Source organism: Streptomyces sp. NBC_01508 (assembly GCF_045040315.1).
Classification (GTDB): Bacteria; Actinomycetota; Actinomycetes; order Streptomycetales; family Streptomycetaceae; genus Streptomyces.
In genome coordinates, this window is record NZ_CP109419.1 from 3950137 (window position 1) to 3967130 (window position 16994).

The following is a 16994-nucleotide window of genomic DNA, read 5'->3' on the forward strand; positions in this document are numbered from 1 at the left end:
TGGGGTGCGGTAATCGGAGGCCGGTCGGGCGGTGGCGGACGCAAGCTCGTCGTGGCCGGCCGCGCAGTCGCGCGGTGCGCACGCGGTCATCACGCGTCACTTCGTACGACGGGAGTCCCCATGTCCGGAACGACCACCGGGTCCGGAACAACCACCGGCAGCACGCCCGCACCCGCGTCGTCCTTGAAGAGTCTTACGGACGAACTCACCGCGCTGCGGCCCCGCATGGAGAAGATCAGCCGCGCCATCCACGCCCGGCCGGAGCTGAAGTTCGCCGAGTTCCACGCCCTTCAGGTGCTGACCGGCTGGCTCGCGGAGGCGCGCTTCACGGTCGAGACGGGGGCGGGCGGGGTGGACACCGCGTTCGTGGCGGTGCACGAGGGGAGCAGGCCCGGTCCGTACGTCGCCGTGCTCGCCGAGTACGACGCGCTGCCCGGCGTCGGGCACGGCTGCGGCCACAACCTCATCGCGGCCGGCGGCGTGGCTGCAGCGATCGCCGCCGTCCGCGCACTGCCCGACCACGCGGGCACGATCGCCGTCATCGGCACACCCGGCGAGGAGATGGGCGGCGGCGGCAAGGTCCGGCTGGCCGAGGCCGGGGTCTTCGACGGGGTCGACGCGGCGGTGATGTTCCACCCGGCCGACCGTTCCGCGACCACGCAGCACGCGCTGGCCGCCGCGCATCTGCGGGCCGACTTCACCGGCGTGAGCGCGCATGCCGCGAAGACCCCGTGGGAGGGGCGCAGCGCACTGGCCGCCGCCCAGCTCTTCCTCAACGCGCTCGATTCGATGCGGCAGTTCATGCCGCCGACCGCCCGGCTGCACGGAATCGTCTCCGACGGCGGGCAGGCCCCGAACGTGGTGCCCGCGCGGGCGGCGGTGGACTTCTACGTACGGGACACCACATCGGCCGCGACCAAGGCACTGGTCGAGCGGGTCCGCGCGGCGGCACGCGGCGCGGCGCTCGCCACCGGCACGGACGCGGCGGTCACGGAGACCGGCGCGCTGTACGCGGAGCGCCGTGACAACAAGGTGCTCGCCGCCCGATTCGGCGCCACACTGCGGGCGTTGGGCGTGGACATCGGCCCCGGCGCGCCGGGCGAACCGGCCGGCTCGTCGGACATCGGCAACCTCTCCCAACTGCTGCCGGTCATCCACCCGTACGTACAGACCGCCGAGTTCGGGACGCCCAGCCACTCCGACGCCATGCGGGACGCGGCGGCGACACCCTTCGCGCACCACCGCACCCAGCTCGCCGCGACGGGGCTGGCCCGGGTCGTCACGGATCTGGTCTCGGATCCGGAGTTCCTGGCGGCGGCGTGGGAGGAGTTCGAGGAGACGGAGGAGACAGAGGAGACGGAGAAGGTGGAGGAGACAGGAGACACCGGGACTCCAGGCGGTCGCCGGAGCGTCGGTCGCCGGGACGGCAGTCGCCGGGACGGCGCTCGTACACTCCGGCCATGTCGGTCGTAGTCGTGCTGGAGGGGGCGGGGCCGGGCCGTTTCACGGTCGCGGTGTCGCCCCTCGCCGAACTGGCCGCCAGCCTGCATGTGTTGACCGTGCACGGACACGGGCACCACGCGGAACACGCGCCCTGGGCCCGGGAGGTGACGCGCACGGCGCCGGCCGCCTTCCGGGCCGGGCTACGGCGGTTCTCACCGCTGTGGACGGCGCTGCGGTGGCGGGGGTTCTACATGGGACTGGAGGGGCCGGGGAACTCCGCCCCGTTGGCCAACCCATCGACCAAGCGCTCCACTCCGTCACCCGTACCCCCGCTATCACCCTTATTACCGATATCGCCGCTGTCCCACCTCCCCGTCGACCATTTCGCCGAACTCACCGCGTACTCCTGCGCCAGCGGCTACCTCGGCTACGCCTTCGACCGCGTCCTCCACGACCCCACCCAGGCCGCCGCCCTGCGGCACGCCGCCTCCGGGCTCCCCGAACCGCACCTCGAACTCGCCGAGACCCTGCTGCGCGACCCGGAGGCCCTGCGCGCCGACGTGCTCGCCTTCCTCGGCCTGTGCCGCCCCGTCTTCTTCGCCGCACTGTGGGCCGAGACCGAACCCCTGCTGGCCCGCGCCGCCCACCGCGTACGGCAGCGGCTCGCGGACGACGGCCCCGCCGCGGCGCTGGCCGCGCTCAGCCCGTCCAGCGTCCGGCTCGCCGACCCGCCGCGCGTCGTCTTCGACAAGGTGCACCACGCGGTGATCTCCCCGGCCCGTACACCGGTGCTCCTCATCCCCACCCGATACGGCGCCCCGCACCTGGTCGTGAAGAACGAGCCGGGCCTCTCCCCGGTCGTGCACTTCCCCGTCGACGCCCCGGTGGTGGGCGTCACCCTGGCCCGCAGCCGCATGCTCGCGCTGACCGATCCCAGCCGCGTACGCCTCTGCCGCCTCATCGCCCGCCAGTCGATGACCACCACGGACCTGGCGGACCGCCTGTCGATGACCCGCCCGCAGGTCTCCCGCCACCTGCGCGCGCTGCGCGACCTGGGGCTCGTACGTACGGAACGCAACGGCCGCTACGTGCACTACGGGCTCGACCTCGGCGCGGTCGAACGGATCGGCAGGGACGTCGCAACGGCGTTGCAGTACTAGCCAGGGCCTGTCCGGGCGGGCGGACGGCCTTCTGTACGGTCTCTCCAGAGGCGGCGGCAACCGGCTGCCAACAGGAGGTACGTGTCTTGATCGGCATCTCGGACATCGAAGCGGCGGCGCGACTGATCGCCGGACATGTCGTGCGTACGCCGACGGTCGAGAGCCCCGGACTGTCGGCGCTGCTCGGGGTTCCCGTCACCGCCAAGCTGGAACTGTTGCAGCGCACCGGCTCCTTCAAGGCGCGCGGGGCGACGGCGAAGCTCCTGTCGCTGAGCGAGGCCGACCGCGCGGCCGGGGTGGTGGCGGTGAGCGGCGGGAACCACGCCATCTCCGTCGCGGTCATGGCCGAGGCGCTGGGCGTGAAGGCGACCGTCGTCATGCCGAAGTCGGCGCCCGCGCGAGCCGTCGAGATCGCCGAGGCGGCCGGCGCGACGGTACGGCTGACGGACACGATGGACGGCGCGTTCGCGCTCATGTCCCAACTCCAGGCCGACGGACTGAGCCTGGTCCACCCCTTCGACGACCCGGTCGTCGTCGCCGGACAGGGCACGGTCGGCCTCGAACTCGCCGCCGACGCGAGCTCCGGGATGACGGATGTCCTCGTCTCCATCGGCGGCGGCGCGCTGATCTCCGGAGTCGCGGCGGCTCTGCACGCGCGCCTGCCCGGCGTACGGATCTGGGGCGTCGAGACCGAAGGCGCACAGGCCATGTCCGAGGCACTGGCGGCCGGGGGGCCGAAGCCGGTGCGGCTGTCGTCCATCGTCTCCACGCTCAGCGCGCCCGCGGTCTCGCGACTCACCTACGACCAGGTGTCCGAGCTGGTCAGCGGCGTACTCGTGGTGTCGGACGCCGAGGCCGTCCAGGGCACGCTCGACCTCGCGAACCACGCGAAGGTCTGGGCCGAACCGGCCGCCGGCTGTCTCGTCCCGGCCGCCCGCCGCGTACTCGAACGCGTCGGCGGCGAGGCGCGCCTGGGCCTGGTGCTGTGCGGCGGCAACGCGACCACGGCGGACGTCATGTCGTGGTCGGACCGCTTCAACCTCCGCTGAGTCCCTGCCCGCACATCCCCCTTCCTCTCCCCCTTCACGCATCGGCATGCACAGAACAGACAACGCCCGGTCACCTCCTCCGGCCAACTACTCCACGTTCCATTCCTCCGGCAGATCACCGCCACAGAAGACACACACGAACTCGCCCTCGCGCACGATGCTGTTCTCGGCACAACCCGGACAGCGCCGGAACACCACCTCGTACGTGAACCCGCCCGGACGCGTGACCCCCGCCCGGTCGACGGCCGCCGCGACCGCCCACCACGAACCGGTATCCGGGCAGTAGCCCGTCGACTGGTTGCTCACCTCCGTCACCACCCAACGACTGTGCTCCCGGCCGAAGGTCATCTCCCCCGCGCCGAGGACCCGCGCACTGCCCCCGTCGACCCCCGTGCCCGCGCAGGCGACATGCTCGCTGCGGCGCGGCGCCAACCGCAGCACGCCGACCAGGTCGACGACGAAGGTGAACGGCTCCCACCGCTGCGGTACCGGCTGGGCGGACAGCCAGTCGTCCAGGTCACCCACCGAACGAATCGCCCGGCCCTCGCGCCCCGGCCGCCGCACCGCCACCGCGAGATCCGCAGGCCCTACATACCCGTAACTCCGCCCCCGTTCGTCCATGTCCGTCAACTTACGGCCCCTCGTCACCCTCCAATCCGCCCCGGCTCTCCGCTGCCGCGTTCCGCCGTCGAACGGCCGCCCGCCACGACCGGCCATCGGTGGGGCACCCGGCCGCAAGGCGCAGATTTGCGCGAATTCCTGGAACTCGTACGAGGGAATCCCGTTCCACTTTCTCCCCAAGACTCATCCACAGATGATTTCGTGGCGAATTCTGGTCGTTGGTAGGAGCAGTGAAGCGGAAGTGCTCCTGCTCGCTCGCGTCCGGACCCGGTGCCGCCACTGCGGGACGTGCAGGGTCACTTGCCGGACGGCGACACCCCCCATCTCAGTCCTTGGAGCCACCCTGTGCCTGTGCCCACCGACGCGATCACCAGTTCACGCACCCCCACCGCCGACGCCACCCTCACCTTCCCGGCCCAGTCCAAAGACGGAAAGACCGAGAACTCCGAGAACGCCGAGCAGTCCGCGGAAATCGTCGAACACGATCTGACCTTCGGCGGGTTCCGCTACACCTGCCGCGTCGCCCGTCAGGGTCGCCTCGACACCGAGCCCATCGTCATCCTGGGCGGGTCCTCACAGGACCGCTATTCGTGGCAGCGCCACGAGAAGTGGCTGACCCCGCACAGCTCCGTGATCACCGTGGACCTGCCCGGCTACGGAACCGCCGACTTCCTGCCCGCGAAGTACGGCGTCGACTTCCTCGCCGCCGCTGTACGCCACGTCGTCCAGGAACTGCGCATCCCCCGCATCAACCTGGTGGCCGCCTGCTACGGCGGAGCCATCGGCGTACGGTTCGCCCAGCACTACCCTCACCTCCTCACACGGATGATGCTCGTCGGGATGACCACCGTCATTCCGGCCGACTACGCGGTGGCCATGGAGCGTTGGGACGGCATGATCCGACGCGGTGAGACGGAGCCCATCGCCCGGGAACTCGCCGACCGTTTCATGTCGCCTGCCGGCACCGGCCACGTACGCAAGAAGGCCGCCGTCGCCCGCCTCGTCTACCAGCAGATCGCGGCACAGAACCCCGAGCAGCTGCGCATGTCCGCCGAGCACAACTCCCGGCTGATGCGCCACGAGTGGTACCGCCCCGAACCGACCCCCGCCATCCCCAGCCTGGTCGTCACCGGTGAACACGACACCCTGACCACACCGGCCATGGGCCGCACCATGGCCGCGTGCCTGCCGACGGCCCGGTTCATGACCATCGAGGAGACGGACCACCTCGCCCCGGTGGAACGCATCGCCGACTTCGCCGACCTCATGGCGCGCTTCTGTACCGACCGCCCGCTGGAGGGCCTGCCCTACGCCGCCGAGCCGGAGGTATTCGGCGCGTCCCAGCCGGCCTGACCGGCTCCCGGTCCGGCAGCGCGACACCCCTGCCGCCTCCCGGTCCTCTCCTTCCGCCCATCCCTCACCCCTCCTGTCCGCCGACGCCCGGCACGATCAGACCCGATTCGTACGCCGCGACCACCGCCTGTGTGCGGTCGCGCAGGCCGAGCTTGTTGAGCACGCGGCTGACGTGCGACTTGACCGTCTCCTCGCTGACGAACAACCGAGCCGCGATCTCCGGGTTGGACAGACCCTCGGCGATCAGCCGCAACACCTCCGTCTCGCGCGGGGTGAGCGCGGTGAGCGCGACAACAGGCGCCGGGGCCGTCCTTCGGCCGAGCCTCGCGAACTCGCCGATGAGGCCCTGGTGGCGCCGGCCGTGCTGTTCATCACCGCCGAATACCGGCGCGGCATGATCCTCACGACGTTGACGGCCAGCCCGCGCCGGGGAAGGGTCCTCGCCGCGTGAGCCCGCTGTCTCAGTTCCCGTGTCCTTCGTGGGACGGCGTACGACCCGGGGAACCGTCCGGACGCTCGCCCGGTCCCAGGACCACGAACTGGCCCATCATTCCCTGGTCTTCGTGGTAGAGCATGTGGCAGTGGAACATGTACGGCACATCGGGGTCGGAGTAGTCGGCGAATCGGATGACGAGCCGCATGGTCGTCCCCGGCGGCAGGAAGACGGTGTCCTTCCAGCCGACCAGTTCGGGCGGCGGACGGTCCCCGTCGACCGACAGCACTCGGAACTGAACATCGTGCACATGAAAGCTGTGCAAGGTGCCGTCGCCGCTGCGTACTTCCCAGATCTCGGTGCTGTCCTTCCGCACACCGAAATCGATGCGGTCCATGCGCATCTGCTTGCCGTTGATGCGGTGCTCGGCGAGTTCGAAGGTCCGGGTCCGGGTGGCGGACTCCGCCGTCGCCCGGGGGAGGTCGACAAGCCGCGCGGGAAGAGCGGGCGAGGGGGTCAGCGAGGCGGCTGCCCGCAGTTCCAGCACGTCGAACCGGTCCAAGCCGCCGTCGTGTTGGACGAACCCGCTTCCGGTGGACGGCTCGTCGCTGCGCAGGACCAGGCGCTCGCCGGGCCCGACCTCGACCACGATCTCGGCGCGTTCGCCCGGGGAGAGTTCCACGCGGTGGGTGGTGTGGGGTGCCAGCAGCAGGCCGCCGTCCGATCCGATCAGGCTGAACGGCCGGTCGTCAGCGAAGTGGAGGTTGTAGACGCGGGCGTTGGATCCGTTCAGGAGCCGTAGCCGTATCCGCTCTGTGGTGACGGCCAGATACGGTCCGACCACACCGTTGACCAGCAGTTCGTCGCCGAGGAAACCGGTGGTGCCGGCCATGTCCTCGTGCAGGTCCAGTACTCCGTCGGTCAGCCGCCGGTCCTGGACGATGAGCGGTACGTCGTCGACGCCGTAGCGATGAGGCAGCCGGGACAGCGATCCGGACGTGATGTCGCCACCGCCGTCACTGCCACCGTTCTCATCGATCAGGAACATGCCGGCGACGCCTCGGTAGAGATGCTCGGCGGTCTTCCCGTGCGTATGCGGGTGGTACCAGAGCGAGGCGGCGGGCTGGTCGATCTTCCAGGTGGGCGACCAGGTCGTGCCCGGTTCGATCATCTGGTGCGGGCCGCCGTCCATCGCGGCGGGCAGGTGCATGCCGTGCCAGTGGAGGGAGGTCTTCTCGCCAACGCCGTTGGAGACATGTATGAGCACGCTCTCGCCGCGCCGGGCCCGTAGCGTCGGTCCGAGGTAACCGCCGTTCACGCCCCAGGTCGGGGACGGCTTGCCGGGGACGAACTCATGCTGTCCCGCTCGGATGTCCAGGTCGAAGACCCGGCGGCCGTCACCGTCGATCCGGGACGGGGCGAGCGGCGGCGCCCGGACCTCGTTGATGAACGCCACCTTGCCCACGGTGTCGATCTTCCTGCCGGTGACCGACGCCACCAGGCGGGGCAGTCCGAGGCCGGCGGCCGGCAGCAGGACGGCGCCGGCGCCGAGCAGCCGCATTGTCCGGCGTCTGCTGAGCGTCATGACGACTCACCGCCCCGGGCAGGGCGGGGATCCTCGGCACGGGTCTCCATCACCAGCATGACGCTCGCGCCGAACATCAGCACACCGAGAGGCACATGGAGTTCTCGGACGTGGGCGATGCCCAGCGCCATCTGTACCACCGTGAACACCAGGAGAGGAGCGCTCTTCACAGCCAGGCGCGGCGAACCGCCGCCCGGTCGCCAGACGAGGACCGCCGCGACCAGGTTGAGGACCACGGCGAGCACGACGGCTCCGCCCAGCATGCTGTGCGAGGTCCGGCCGACAGGTAAGGAGGCCAGCAGGAGCCCGGCGGTGACGGACTGCGCCAGGATCATGACGGCTTGGAGGACGGAGGCGATCCGCAGGAAGCGCGTCAGGCGGGTGTGTCGACGCGTTGGCGGAACCGGCCGCGCGGGAGGGGAGTTGGACGTGTCCGCAGGTGGAGGTGCGGGCGAAGGCGGCGGAGAGGGGGTCGGAGCAGGAGAGGGAGTGGGCACGCGTCAGCTCCTCGGAGTGGGGAGGTAGTGGCCGTCGTCAGCGGGGCAGAGGCAGTGCGACGCCGCGCCGCCAGACCGCGACGATCGCGCGAGTGGCTGCGATGTCCCTGGTCGGATCGCCCTCGACCAGTAGGAGATCGGCGCGCAGACCGGGGGCGATACGGCCGCGGTCCGACAGACCGAAGTGGCGGGCCGGCACCGCGGTGCCCGCGGCCAGGGCTTTCGACGGGCTGAGTCCCGCCCGGGTGAGCAGTTCCAGTTCGCGGTGCAGGCCGTCGCCGTGGGCGGGGGCGTACGGATTGGCGTCGGTGCCGGCCAGTACGGGTACGCCGGCCCGGTGCAACGCCGAGGCCACATAGGCGGCGTTGGCGACGCGGCGGGTGTCGTCACCGCCGAGGGATTCGATGTACACGAGCGTGCTGACCACGAACACGCCCTGTGCGGCGACCCTACGGATCAGCTCGTCGTTGTCCGGATGGCCCGGTGCCTTGTCCGACCAGACGTGGGCCAGGCCGTCGACCCCTGCGTCCAGGGCGATCGCGGTGTCCCTGGCGGTGGCCACATGCGCGATGGTCCGGAGGCCGACCGCACGGGCCGCGTCGACCAGGGCGGTCGCGAGGTCCCGGCCGATGGTCGGTATCGGTGCGGATGTGGAGGTGGACGTGGACGTGGACGGAGATGTGGCCGGAGATGTGGACAGGGGCGCCGATCCGTCGTCGATCACGATCTTCAGGTAGTCGCTTCCCTCTGCCAGCCGGGCGGCGACGAACTCCTCCGCCCGCTCGGCGTCCTCGATGGTGTCGAACCACCCGACCGCATCGCCGGGTTCATCCAGCGTGAGCGCCATCGCCGTCATCACCGCGGTCGGATGCCCGCCCGGGGCGGTGGCGAGAACGCCCGAGCTGCGGAGATCCGCGACGTCGTCCCGCTCGGCGAGTTTCCGCTGCCGCGCCAGGTTCGACGGCAGGCAGAACATGTCCAGTTCGGTGGTCACGCCGTACGTCAGCGCTCGCGCGAGACTCCCGTCGAAGGTGTGGGTGTGCGCGTCGATCAGCCCGGGAAGGAGGGTCCGCCCCGTGCCGTCCACCTCGACGTCGGCATCGACACGGTCGACGTCAACTCGGTCGACGTCCGCGTCGAGTTCGGCGATGTGGTCGTCCTCGATCAGTACGTCGGCGCGCGGGATCGCCCGGCTGCCGTCGAAGACGCGCACGTCACGGATGAGAGTTCGCGCAGGGCTCATGGGGGCACCTCGACCAATCGATCAATCGCATCGAATGTAGTTCTCCAGAAGATAGTACGCCAGCTAACTATTTACCAGTCGCTAGAATCTCCGGCCATGAGCGATGACGAGCCGGGCGCGAACATGGTGGACCACGTCCTGGCGGACTGGCGCCGGGAGCGGCCCGACCTCGATGTGTCCGCCGTGGCCGCCGTCGGCCGACTGGCGTTCGTCGCCGAGAACGTCGTCGGGCCGGTCGGAGTCCGGGCGGTCGAGCGCCACGGCATCGGCAAGGGCGACTTCGACGTGCTCGCGACGCTGAGACGCGGGGGCGCGCCCTACACACTGAGCCCGTCCGCCCTGTCCGCCGAGCTGATGATGTCGCGAGCGGGAATGACCAAGCGGCTGGACCGGCTGGAGAAGGCGGGGCTGCTGACGCGCGCCCTGGACGCCGACGACCGGCGCAGCTTCCGGGTCTCGCTCACGGACGAAGGCCGACGCGTGGTCGACGCGGCGCTCACCGATCTGGTGACCGCCTTCTCGGCGCTGGTCTCGCACCTCACGGACGCGGAGCGCGACGGCCTCGACCGGGCGCTGCTGGCGCTCGCACGCGCGGACAAGGAGACGCCCGCCGCCACGACGACTCCTGGGACCTGACCCCCGGCCGGTATAGTACGAAGATCGTGCAACTTGGATAAATGGGGGACTTCATGGCGCTGTTCGGCAACGCACACACCATCAACCCGGCGGCGGCGCAGCAGGACTACGCGCGGCTGCTGGGGCAGGGCGAACAGGTGCATGCCGCCTACCAGTTGATTCGCGACAGCATCATCTTCACCGACCGGCGGCTGATCTTCGTCGACAAGCAGGGGATAACCGGCAAGAAGACGGAGTACCACTCCGTTCCGTACCGGAGCATCACGCACTTCGCCGTGGAGACGGCCGGCACGTTCGACCTCGACGCCGAGCTGAAGATCTGGCTCTCCGGCGCCTCGGTGCCGATCCAGAAGACCTTCACCAAGGGCGTCGACATCTACGAAGTGCAGGCCATCCTCACGCAGTTCGCGGCACGCTAGGGCGTGTTGCGAAAGTCCCGCCTGGCCGACGACGCCTGGCACGCGCACTCGCCGCGTTGTCGGAATCATCCAAGTACGTCCAGTACGAGAACGATCCTCCGCCTTGCGATCGCACGCACCAGACGCCGTCGGCCCCGCCCTTCGGGCGGACGGCGCTACTTTCGCAACACGCCCTAGGGCTGTGACCGGACGGGCCGCTCAAGCGGCCCGTCCGGCGATCGGGGACAGCCGCGGGCGGCGGCTACCTCGGGGTGATCAGCAGCGTGACCGTACGGTTGCGTGGGGCGTTCGCGGCCGTGGCCGGGAAGGGACCCCGCCGCTGATCCGCGCTGACCAGTTGGAAGTCCGTCAGCCGCAGGTCGCTGTCCTGCGCCAGATACTGCGCCGCAACCCGGGCCCGGTTCAGCGCGACGACGGAGCCGCCGCTCGGGGCGCCGCCGGGCACGGCGACCGAGTGACCCACCACCGTGGTCTCCACCCCCGCCCCCGACCCCGCCCCCGTATCGGCCCCGGACTCCGACTTCAGGTCGGCCAGCCTGCGGCCGATCTCCGTCAGCGCCGAGGCGCCCTCCGGGCTGATCACGGAGTCGTACGGGAACAGCCCCTGCCTGAACACCAGTTGGATGTCATCGGCCTGCCGGCGGATCTCCACACCCGGCATCGCCAGCCGCTTCGCGACCGCGTCGAGCGTGGTCTCGCGGCGCTCCGCGTCGGCCGTGGCGCCCGCTTCGAGGGCCGCCAGACGCGCCTTGAGGCCGTCGGCACGGCGCGACTCCTCACGCAGCCGCTCCGATCCGGTGTCCGCGTCGGCCACCGACCCCGACGGCTGCCGGTCACCCTCACCGCCGCCGACACTTCCGGCGAGGAGCCAGCCGCCACCGCCGATCAGCGCGGCTCCCGCCAGCGCGGCTGCGACGACCGCGACCCGGCCGGTGTGGACGACCGGGCGGGCATGCCGTCGTCCGGCGGCGATCTTCGCGAGGGTACGGCGGCCGGCCGCCGCGTCCGGGTCGTCGGGCGCGACGGCCTCCACCCGGGACCAGCACGCGTCCGCCTCGATCAGCTCGCCGCGCTGGGCATGCACCTTGGCGCGCAGGTTGAGGGCGGCCGGCACCGTCGCCCGCCCGGCGCCGGCCAGTCCGCCCAACTCACCGCACTCGTGCAGCTCGTCACGCTCGTCCAGCAGCCGGGCCGCCAGGTCGAGGTCACCCGCACGGGCCGCCGCATGCGCCCGCCGCACGGTCAGTCGAAGGCTCAGCGCCCGCGCCTGTACGGAATCGGTCTCGTCCCGCTCTTCCCTCTCGTCACTCATGACCTGCCCAGCCAGACGACCTTGTCCTGCTCGTCCTTCGGCAGCAGCCGGTACAGCCGCTGGTTCACCGCGTCCAGGCCCTGACGGTCGTTGGCCGCGATGGCCCGCTGCCCCTCCTGGATGAGCGGCCCCGCCTGCCCGGACGAGCGGAGCATTTCCTGGAGGGTGTAGAAGAGCTTCACCGCCCAGTCGGGGCTGCGCCGTTCGAGTTCGAACAGCAGCACGCCCGTCCGGTCGATGAGTCCGCGGACGGCGACCGAGTCCTGTGCGTCGATCGCCTCGTCGGCCCGGGTGCGGATCGCGGCGAGTTCCTGCCGGTCGGCCGCGTCGCCGTGCTGGCGTACGAGCTCGTCTGCCTCGGCGATCGCCGCCCGCAGGTCCCGTACGAGGCCGGGCAGCCCCACCGCGTCCGCGATGTCGTCCAACTCGGCCTGGAGGTCGCGCAGTCGTTCCTCCGCCGCCGCGGCGGCGCCGACGTCCACCGTCGAGGCGTCGACCTGGTCGCGGGCGGTGCTGACGGTCCGCTCCTCGTCCAGCTTGGCCAGCCGCCGCTCGGCGTCGGCCGAGCCCGCGTCCGCCACGAATCCGCGCAGCGCCGCGAGCCGTCCCTCCGCCTCGTCCAGGACGTCCCGCAACTCCTCGGGATCCGTGGTCCGGATGTTGTCCAGGTCGATCTCGGCCTCGAACTGCGCCTGTACCAGGGGCACATCGGCGATGACCGTGACCATGCTGGACCTGTCGACCTCGACGGTGACCTCGACCTCGCTGCCCGCCGGCAGGTCGATCCGGATGTCGCGGGGCCGGATCTCCAGCATGCCCACGCCACGGTTGCGGTCGGCCCGGCTGCGTTCGCCCTGGATGACCGGGATCCGGATCGTCGCGTCGGCGTCGGAACGGTGCAGGGCGGCCGACGTACGGAACACCTCACGCACCGATGTCGGCAGGGTGGCGCCCTTGCGCAGCATCGGCGCGAAGACCTGCTCGGCGAGCTGGATACCCAGCGAGTGCGCGAGCCGTACGCCGCCGAACTCCAGGTCCCGGTGGGTGATCGACAGGGTGTTGGAGGCGAGTTCGCACCGCGTCCCCGCCGGGTCGGTCAGCTCGACGAAGAACTTCGACGTGGTGTGCGGGTCGACGGCCACGTCGGTGACGAAGACGCCCTCCGCGTTCGGCGAGATGGCGGCGGAACGGAACGGCGGCTGGCCCTGCGGGTTGTTCAGGGTCACCGTGTAGCCGGTCCAGTCGACCCCCACCCCCGAAGCCCCCGAAGCCCCCGACCCCGAACTCCCGGCACCCGAAGCCCCTGCCCCCGCACCCGCACCCGCACCTGCACCCGCGGAATCCGGCTCCGACGAGCCGCGCAGACGGCCACCCACCGTGGGCTGGAGGGTGGTGACACTGGGCTCGTACGACAGCTCGACCGCGAACTGCCCGGCAGGCACCGGCGCCGACTTCGACTGCGGGATCCGCACCGTGCTGGCGAAGATCGCCGCGCCACGTGCGACGACCGTGGTCGGGTCGAGGCTGATGTCGAGTTCGATGCCGAGGCCGTGGCGCGGGTCGGCCAGCCGTTCGCGCAGTCCGGGAGAGAGCGTGACGCCGCCGACGAGCAGCAGCCGGTCGATGTCGTCCGGGCCGAGGGCCGCTTCGGCGAGCGCGTCGCGGCACAGGTTGATCGCCCGGACGTAGAAGGGCTCGGCGATGGCGTCCAACTCACCGCGTGTCAGGGTGTGTTCGAGGGTGAGAGGGTTGCCGTGGGCGTCGTTGAGTTCGATCATCATGTCGACCTGGTCGCGCCGGGAGAGATGGATCTTCGCGTCCTCGGCCGCGCGCTTCAGCTTCGCGAAGTTGGCGCGCCACTGAGGATTGTCCCGGCGCATGTCGGTCAGCCCCAGCTCGGCGGCAGCGGCGGGCACCAGCAGCCGCTCGATCACCGCCCAGTCGATCAGCTTCCCGCCGAGGTACGGGTCTCCCGCGTGGTTGAGCACCCGCAGGTCACCGTCGCGCTTGCTGACCAGAGCGGCATCGAAGGTGCCGCCGCCGAAGTCGAACACCATCCAGTACGCGCGGTCGGTGGCGTCCTGGAAGCCGTATGCGAAGGCCGCCGCTGTCGGCTCCTGGACCAGCGGGCAGGCGGAGGTGAATCCGGCGAGTTCCGCGGCCTCCATGGTGGCCTTGTTCTGGTTCAGCGCGAAGGCCGCGGGGACGGTGATCACCGCGGATTCGGGCGGGGCGTCGCAGTGGTGCGCGGCGTCCGCGCGCAGCGACCGGAGCACCTCGGCCGACAACTGCGGCGGGCTGAGGGAGACTCCGGCGGCGGTGAAGATCTTCCGCGAGTCGGCGAGGCCCATCTCCAGCTTGAACTCCGCGGTGGCGTTCGCCGGATCGTGCTCCACACGGTCCCGCGCGGCACGGCCGACGTGGACCCTGCCCTCCTTGGGCATCCACACCGCCGAGGGCGTGATGTCCCAGCCGTCGTTGTTCTTGATGACGGAGACGGTGCCGCCCTCGACGACGGCGATGGCGCTGTTGGTCGTACCCAGGTCGATACCGAAGTCGACGGTGTCACGCATGATCGGTCCTCTCGTGGTCCGAGCTGGACGGTGCTTCTCGGGCAGGGGCAGGCGCGGGGGCAGAGGCTGGCGCGGGCGCGGGTGGGCAAGCCACGATCACCTGGCCCATCTGGATACGCCGGCCGTGCAGATAGATCGTCGGCCTGATGGTCTCCAGAACCGTCTCGGCCGTCAGCGACGGATCCTCCTGGAAGGTCAGCGCCTCCAGCGATCGCCCGGTGTGGAACGCGTCGCCCTCGTGTTCCTGCACGAGCAGACCGGCGTCGTCCAACGCCTCCCGGCACGACCGCAGATAGCGGCCCGTCTGCCGGGATCGCGAGGACGCCGCCTCGCCCTCGCGGGTGAGCCTGCGCTGGGCGCGCCAAAGGTTCGTGGCTGCGTCGGCCAGCGCCTTCACGTCCAACGACTCTTCGGACGCGGTCAGTTCGGGTTCGCCGCCGGCGCCGGACTCCGTCGCCGTATCGACAGCCGCCACAGACGCAGACGCCGCGACCGTCGCCGTCACCGAAGCGAGCAGCCGCTCCAGTTCCTCGCGCGAGGGTTCGTCCCACGGCAGCGGCGCGATCCGGAACGCGCGGTGGTGCCTGCGCTGCCGGAGGTCGTCCCGCAGCCGGGACAGCCGCCCGCTCACATCATCACCCCCCGGCGCCACAGTGTGAGCTGGGACAGATACCGGTCACGCAGATACGGCGACAAGTTGACGGCCTCCTCCATGAGGTCGGCGGCGCGGTCGAGTTCCCCCGGCGAGCGGGCCAGTGCGAGTGCTTCGTCGGCCAGTCGCCGGGCGCGTTCCGTGGGCGGTCTGACCGGTCGTTTGGCAGATGCCTTGGGTGGCGCCGCCCCCGCCGCACCCGCCGCCCCCGCCGCCCCCGCCGCACCCGAAGCAGCCCCGGAGGCACCGGAGTTGAGCGGTGAATTGCTCGCGCCCGCCATCGACTCCGCGCGCTCACGCAGCGCGTCCGCGAGGAACTGGGCCGTGGCCGGCCGGTTCCGCGGTTCGATTTCGAGGGTGGCCAGCACGATACGGTCCAGGTCCGCGTCGACCTCGTCGTTGTAACTGCTCGGCGGGAGCAGCGACCGGTTGAACCGCCCGAAGGAGAACGACGAGAACTCCTCGCCGCCCTGATGGAACGGGAAGCGGTTGGTGAGCAGCAGATACGCGATCACGCCCACCGACCACACGTCGCTGGCGCACGAATAGCCCTGGTTGCGCATCACTTCGGGGGCCATGAAGGCGTACGTCCCCTGGGCGCTGGCCAGATGCGTGAACGGGTCGGCGCGTTTGGCCAGCCCGAAGTCACTGACCCGCACCCGCATGCCCGTCCCGTCGTAGCCGATGAGGACGTTGGCCAGCGTCACGTCCCGGTGCACGATCGGCGGGTCCTGGTCGTGGGCGACGGCGAGGCCGCTCGCGATCTGGGTCATCACCTCCGCGACCAGGTCCCTGGGGACCATCGACTTGTGTGCGGCGGCGAGCCGTTCGAGGCTGCCGCCCGCGACGTACTCCATCGTGAAGAAGCCGCGCAGTCCTTCCGGTGTGCGGACGGTGTTCGCGTCGAAGAGCCGCACGATGTTCGGGTGTCCAAGAGTCGACAGCAGCCGGGCCTCGTCCAGCATCCGGCGGGTCTCCTCCAGGGAGGCGACTCGCTTGAACAGCTTCATCGCCTGCCAGCCGAGGTATTCGTGGCGCACCCGGTGGACTTCGGCGAACGCGCCCTCGCCCAGCGGGCGGTCGATCACGAGGGTGTCGCTGACCCGGTCACCACTGACGAGCAGCGTCATCGCTCCCCCGCCCCCCGCTCACCCGTGCCCGGCCGCCCCGGATTCCGCTGCCCCGGATCCCGCAGCCGCGACTCGCGTTGCCCCGTACTGCCGCCGCCCGCGAGGACGTTGAGCCGGTACCCGATCCCCGTCACCGTCTCCAGGATCTTCGGATTCGACGGATCCGCCTCGACGCAGCGCCGCACGGCCCGTACGACGCCCGCGATGTCGGCCCTGGTGTACGAGCGGTGCGGCGCCCACTCCTCGTGCGCGCCCCACAACGCCGTGATCAGCGCGGCGTGTTCGCAGGCGACGGCCGCGCCGCTCGTGCTGCGCCCTGCCATGTAGCGCAGCAACTGGTGCCCCTGGGGCCGCAGTCCGGTGATCAGGGTCTCCTCGCCGTCCTCGTTGCGGTACGCCCTGGCGGCGACCCAGTCGTAGCGCAGGCACGGTCCGGTGTGGCGTACGTCGGACGGCGAACCGAACGGCGCCGGCCGGGTGGTGTGCGGGTCCAGGAAGGTCAACTCCCAGTAGACCGGCTCCCCTCCCGGGTCCATGTCGCCCAGGATCAGCAGCGTGTCGCCGTGCTGTATGCGCTTGCGCGCCTGGAGACGTTCGATGGTGTCACCGTGCTTGAGCAGCGTCCCGTTGACGCTCGCGTTGTCCGTCGCCGACCACATGCCGTCGGCGAAGTCGAGCGTGCAGTGCAGCCGGCCGACCCAGCGCTGCGGATCGGGTCCCAGCCCCACGTCGGGAGCCCGCTCCGGTACGCCGCGGCCGACCGTGACCGACACACCGGCCAGCTCGAAGACGGTCTGTGCCCCGTCCGGCGAACTGACGCGCAGAGCAGCCCCCTTGACCCCCACCACCCGTTTCTCCTCCATGGTCATCATCGGTAGCCGGCCGTCG

General features: G+C 70.9%; 15 protein-coding genes and 1 pseudogene. 6 read left to right on the forward strand and 10 right to left on the reverse strand.

The window, feature by feature from the left end:
- Window positions 1-120: 120 nt before the first annotated feature.
- From OG700_RS18140 to OG700_RS18150, 3 genes are all read left to right on the forward strand, one after another.
- Entirely contained in the window at window positions 121-1473 is a 1353-nt protein-coding gene (locus OG700_RS18140) for an amidohydrolase (RefSeq protein WP_405614776.1), read from the forward strand.
- Entirely contained in the window at window positions 1461-2603 is a 1143-nt protein-coding gene (locus OG700_RS18145) for a DUF5937 family protein (protein WP_405614778.1), read from the forward strand. Before OG700_RS18140 ends, OG700_RS18145 begins: the two co-directional genes overlap by 13 nt.
- A gap of 86 nt (window positions 2604-2689) precedes the next feature.
- Window positions 2690-3652 (forward strand): threonine/serine dehydratase, encoded by a 963-nt coding sequence (locus OG700_RS18150; RefSeq protein WP_405614780.1) that lies wholly within the window; start codon window positions 2690-2692, stop codon window positions 3650-3652.
- Between the two features lie 87 nt (window positions 3653-3739).
- Here OG700_RS18150 and OG700_RS18155 read toward each other — a convergent pair whose 3' ends face one another.
- Window positions 3740-4273, reverse strand: coding sequence for a hypothetical protein (locus tag OG700_RS18155; RefSeq protein ID WP_405614782.1), 534 nt, complete (start codon window positions 4271-4273; stop codon window positions 3740-3742).
- A gap of 351 nt (window positions 4274-4624) precedes the next feature.
- Between OG700_RS18155 and OG700_RS18160 the strand changes: the two genes are divergently transcribed.
- Window positions 4625-5626, forward strand: a complete 1002-nt coding sequence (locus OG700_RS18160; RefSeq protein WP_405614784.1) for an alpha/beta fold hydrolase — start codon at window positions 4625-4627, stop codon at window positions 5624-5626.
- A 64-nt stretch (window positions 5627-5690) separates the two neighbouring features.
- Here the strand turns inward: OG700_RS18160 and OG700_RS18165 are convergent.
- The 4 genes and pseudogenes from OG700_RS18165 to OG700_RS18180 form a co-directional block, all read right to left on the reverse strand.
- A pseudogene (locus OG700_RS18165) lies at window positions 5691-5969 on the reverse strand (response regulator transcription factor); the annotation flags it as partial.
- 118 nt (window positions 5970-6087) lie between these two features.
- Entirely contained in the window at window positions 6088-7644 is a 1557-nt protein-coding gene (locus OG700_RS18170) for a multicopper oxidase family protein (RefSeq protein ID WP_405614786.1), read from the reverse strand.
- Window positions 7641-7979 carry a hypothetical protein gene (locus tag OG700_RS18175; protein ID WP_405614789.1) on the reverse strand — a complete coding sequence of 113 codons (339 nt, stop codon included), beginning with the start codon at window positions 7977-7979 and terminating at the stop codon, window positions 7641-7643. Before OG700_RS18175 ends, OG700_RS18170 begins: the two co-directional genes overlap by 4 nt.
- 199 nt (window positions 7980-8178) lie before the next feature.
- Window positions 8179-9384, reverse strand: a complete 1206-nt coding sequence (locus OG700_RS18180) for an amidohydrolase family protein (protein ID WP_405614791.1) — start codon at window positions 9382-9384, stop codon at window positions 8179-8181.
- A 96-nt stretch (window positions 9385-9480) separates the two neighbouring features.
- Here OG700_RS18180 and OG700_RS18185 point away from each other — a divergent pair, with 96 nt between their 5' ends.
- A complete protein-coding gene (locus OG700_RS18185; RefSeq protein WP_405614794.1) occupies window positions 9481-10020 on the forward strand; it encodes a MarR family winged helix-turn-helix transcriptional regulator in 540 nt (179 codons plus the stop codon).
- Between the two features lie 53 nt (window positions 10021-10073).
- Window positions 10074-10439 carry a PH domain-containing protein gene (locus tag OG700_RS18190; protein WP_405621793.1) on the forward strand — a complete coding sequence of 122 codons (366 nt, stop codon included), beginning with the start codon at window positions 10074-10076 and terminating at the stop codon, window positions 10437-10439.
- A gap of 241 nt (window positions 10440-10680) precedes the next feature.
- Here the strand turns inward: OG700_RS18190 and OG700_RS18195 are convergent, their stop codons facing one another.
- The 5 genes from OG700_RS18195 to OG700_RS18215 are packed head-to-tail and all read right to left on the reverse strand — an operon-like array spanning window position 10681 to window position 16969.
- Window positions 10681-11751 carry a hypothetical protein gene (locus OG700_RS18195; protein WP_405614796.1) on the reverse strand — a complete coding sequence of 357 codons (1071 nt, stop codon included), beginning with the start codon at window positions 11749-11751 and terminating at the stop codon, window positions 10681-10683.
- Window positions 11748-14324, reverse strand: coding sequence for an Hsp70 family protein (locus tag OG700_RS18200; RefSeq protein WP_405614798.1), 2577 nt, complete (start codon window positions 14322-14324; stop codon window positions 11748-11750). Before OG700_RS18200 ends, OG700_RS18195 begins: the two co-directional genes overlap by 4 nt.
- Entirely contained in the window at window positions 14317-14955 is a 639-nt protein-coding gene (locus tag OG700_RS18205) for a hypothetical protein (RefSeq protein WP_405614800.1), read from the reverse strand. Before OG700_RS18205 ends, OG700_RS18200 begins: the two co-directional genes overlap by 8 nt.
- A complete protein-coding gene (locus OG700_RS18210; RefSeq protein ID WP_405614802.1) occupies window positions 14952-16106 on the reverse strand; it encodes a serine/threonine-protein kinase in 1155 nt (384 codons plus the stop codon). Before OG700_RS18210 ends, OG700_RS18205 begins: the two co-directional genes overlap by 4 nt.
- On the reverse strand, window positions 16103-16969 hold the full coding sequence (locus tag OG700_RS18215) for an FHA domain-containing protein (protein WP_405614804.1): 867 nt from the start codon (window positions 16967-16969) through the stop codon (window positions 16103-16105). Before OG700_RS18215 ends, OG700_RS18210 begins: the two co-directional genes overlap by 4 nt.
- Between the last annotated feature and the right edge of the window lie 25 nt (window positions 16970-16994).

Excerpts from the sequence above, each read along its gene's own strand:
- OG700_RS18190 (WP_405621793.1), top strand. The coding sequence starts at position 10,074 with ATGGCGCTGTTCGGCAACGCACACACCATCAACCCGGCGGCGGCGCAG.
- OG700_RS18180 (WP_405614791.1), bottom strand. The coding sequence starts at position 9,384 with ATGAGCCCTGCGCGAACTCTCATCCGTGACGTGCGCGTCTTCGACGGC.
- OG700_RS18145 (WP_405614778.1), top strand. The coding sequence starts at position 1,461 with ATGTCGGTCGTAGTCGTGCTGGAGGGGGCGGGGCCGGGCCGTTTCACG.
- OG700_RS18200 (WP_405614798.1), bottom strand. The coding sequence starts at position 14,324 with ATGCGTGACACCGTCGACTTCGGTATCGACCTGGGTACGACCAACAGC.
- OG700_RS18155 (WP_405614782.1), bottom strand. The coding sequence starts at position 4,273 with ATGGACGAACGGGGGCGGAGTTACGGGTATGTAGGGCCTGCGGATCTC.
- OG700_RS18195 (WP_405614796.1), bottom strand. The coding sequence starts at position 11,751 with ATGAGTGACGAGAGGGAAGAGCGGGACGAGACCGATTCCGTACAGGCG.
- OG700_RS18210 (WP_405614802.1), bottom strand. The coding sequence starts at position 16,106 with ATGACGCTGCTCGTCAGTGGTGACCGGGTCAGCGACACCCTCGTGATC.
- OG700_RS18140 (WP_405614776.1), top strand. The coding sequence starts at position 121 with ATGTCCGGAACGACCACCGGGTCCGGAACAACCACCGGCAGCACGCCC.
- OG700_RS18215 (WP_405614804.1), bottom strand. The coding sequence starts at position 16,969 with ATGGAGGAGAAACGGGTGGTGGGGGTCAAGGGGGCTGCTCTGCGCGTC.
- OG700_RS18170 (WP_405614786.1), bottom strand. The coding sequence starts at position 7,644 with ATGACGCTCAGCAGACGCCGGACAATGCGGCTGCTCGGCGCCGGCGCC.
- OG700_RS18185 (WP_405614794.1), top strand. The coding sequence starts at position 9,481 with ATGAGCGATGACGAGCCGGGCGCGAACATGGTGGACCACGTCCTGGCG.
- OG700_RS18175 (WP_405614789.1), bottom strand. The coding sequence starts at position 7,979 with ATGATCCTGGCGCAGTCCGTCACCGCCGGGCTCCTGCTGGCCTCCTTA.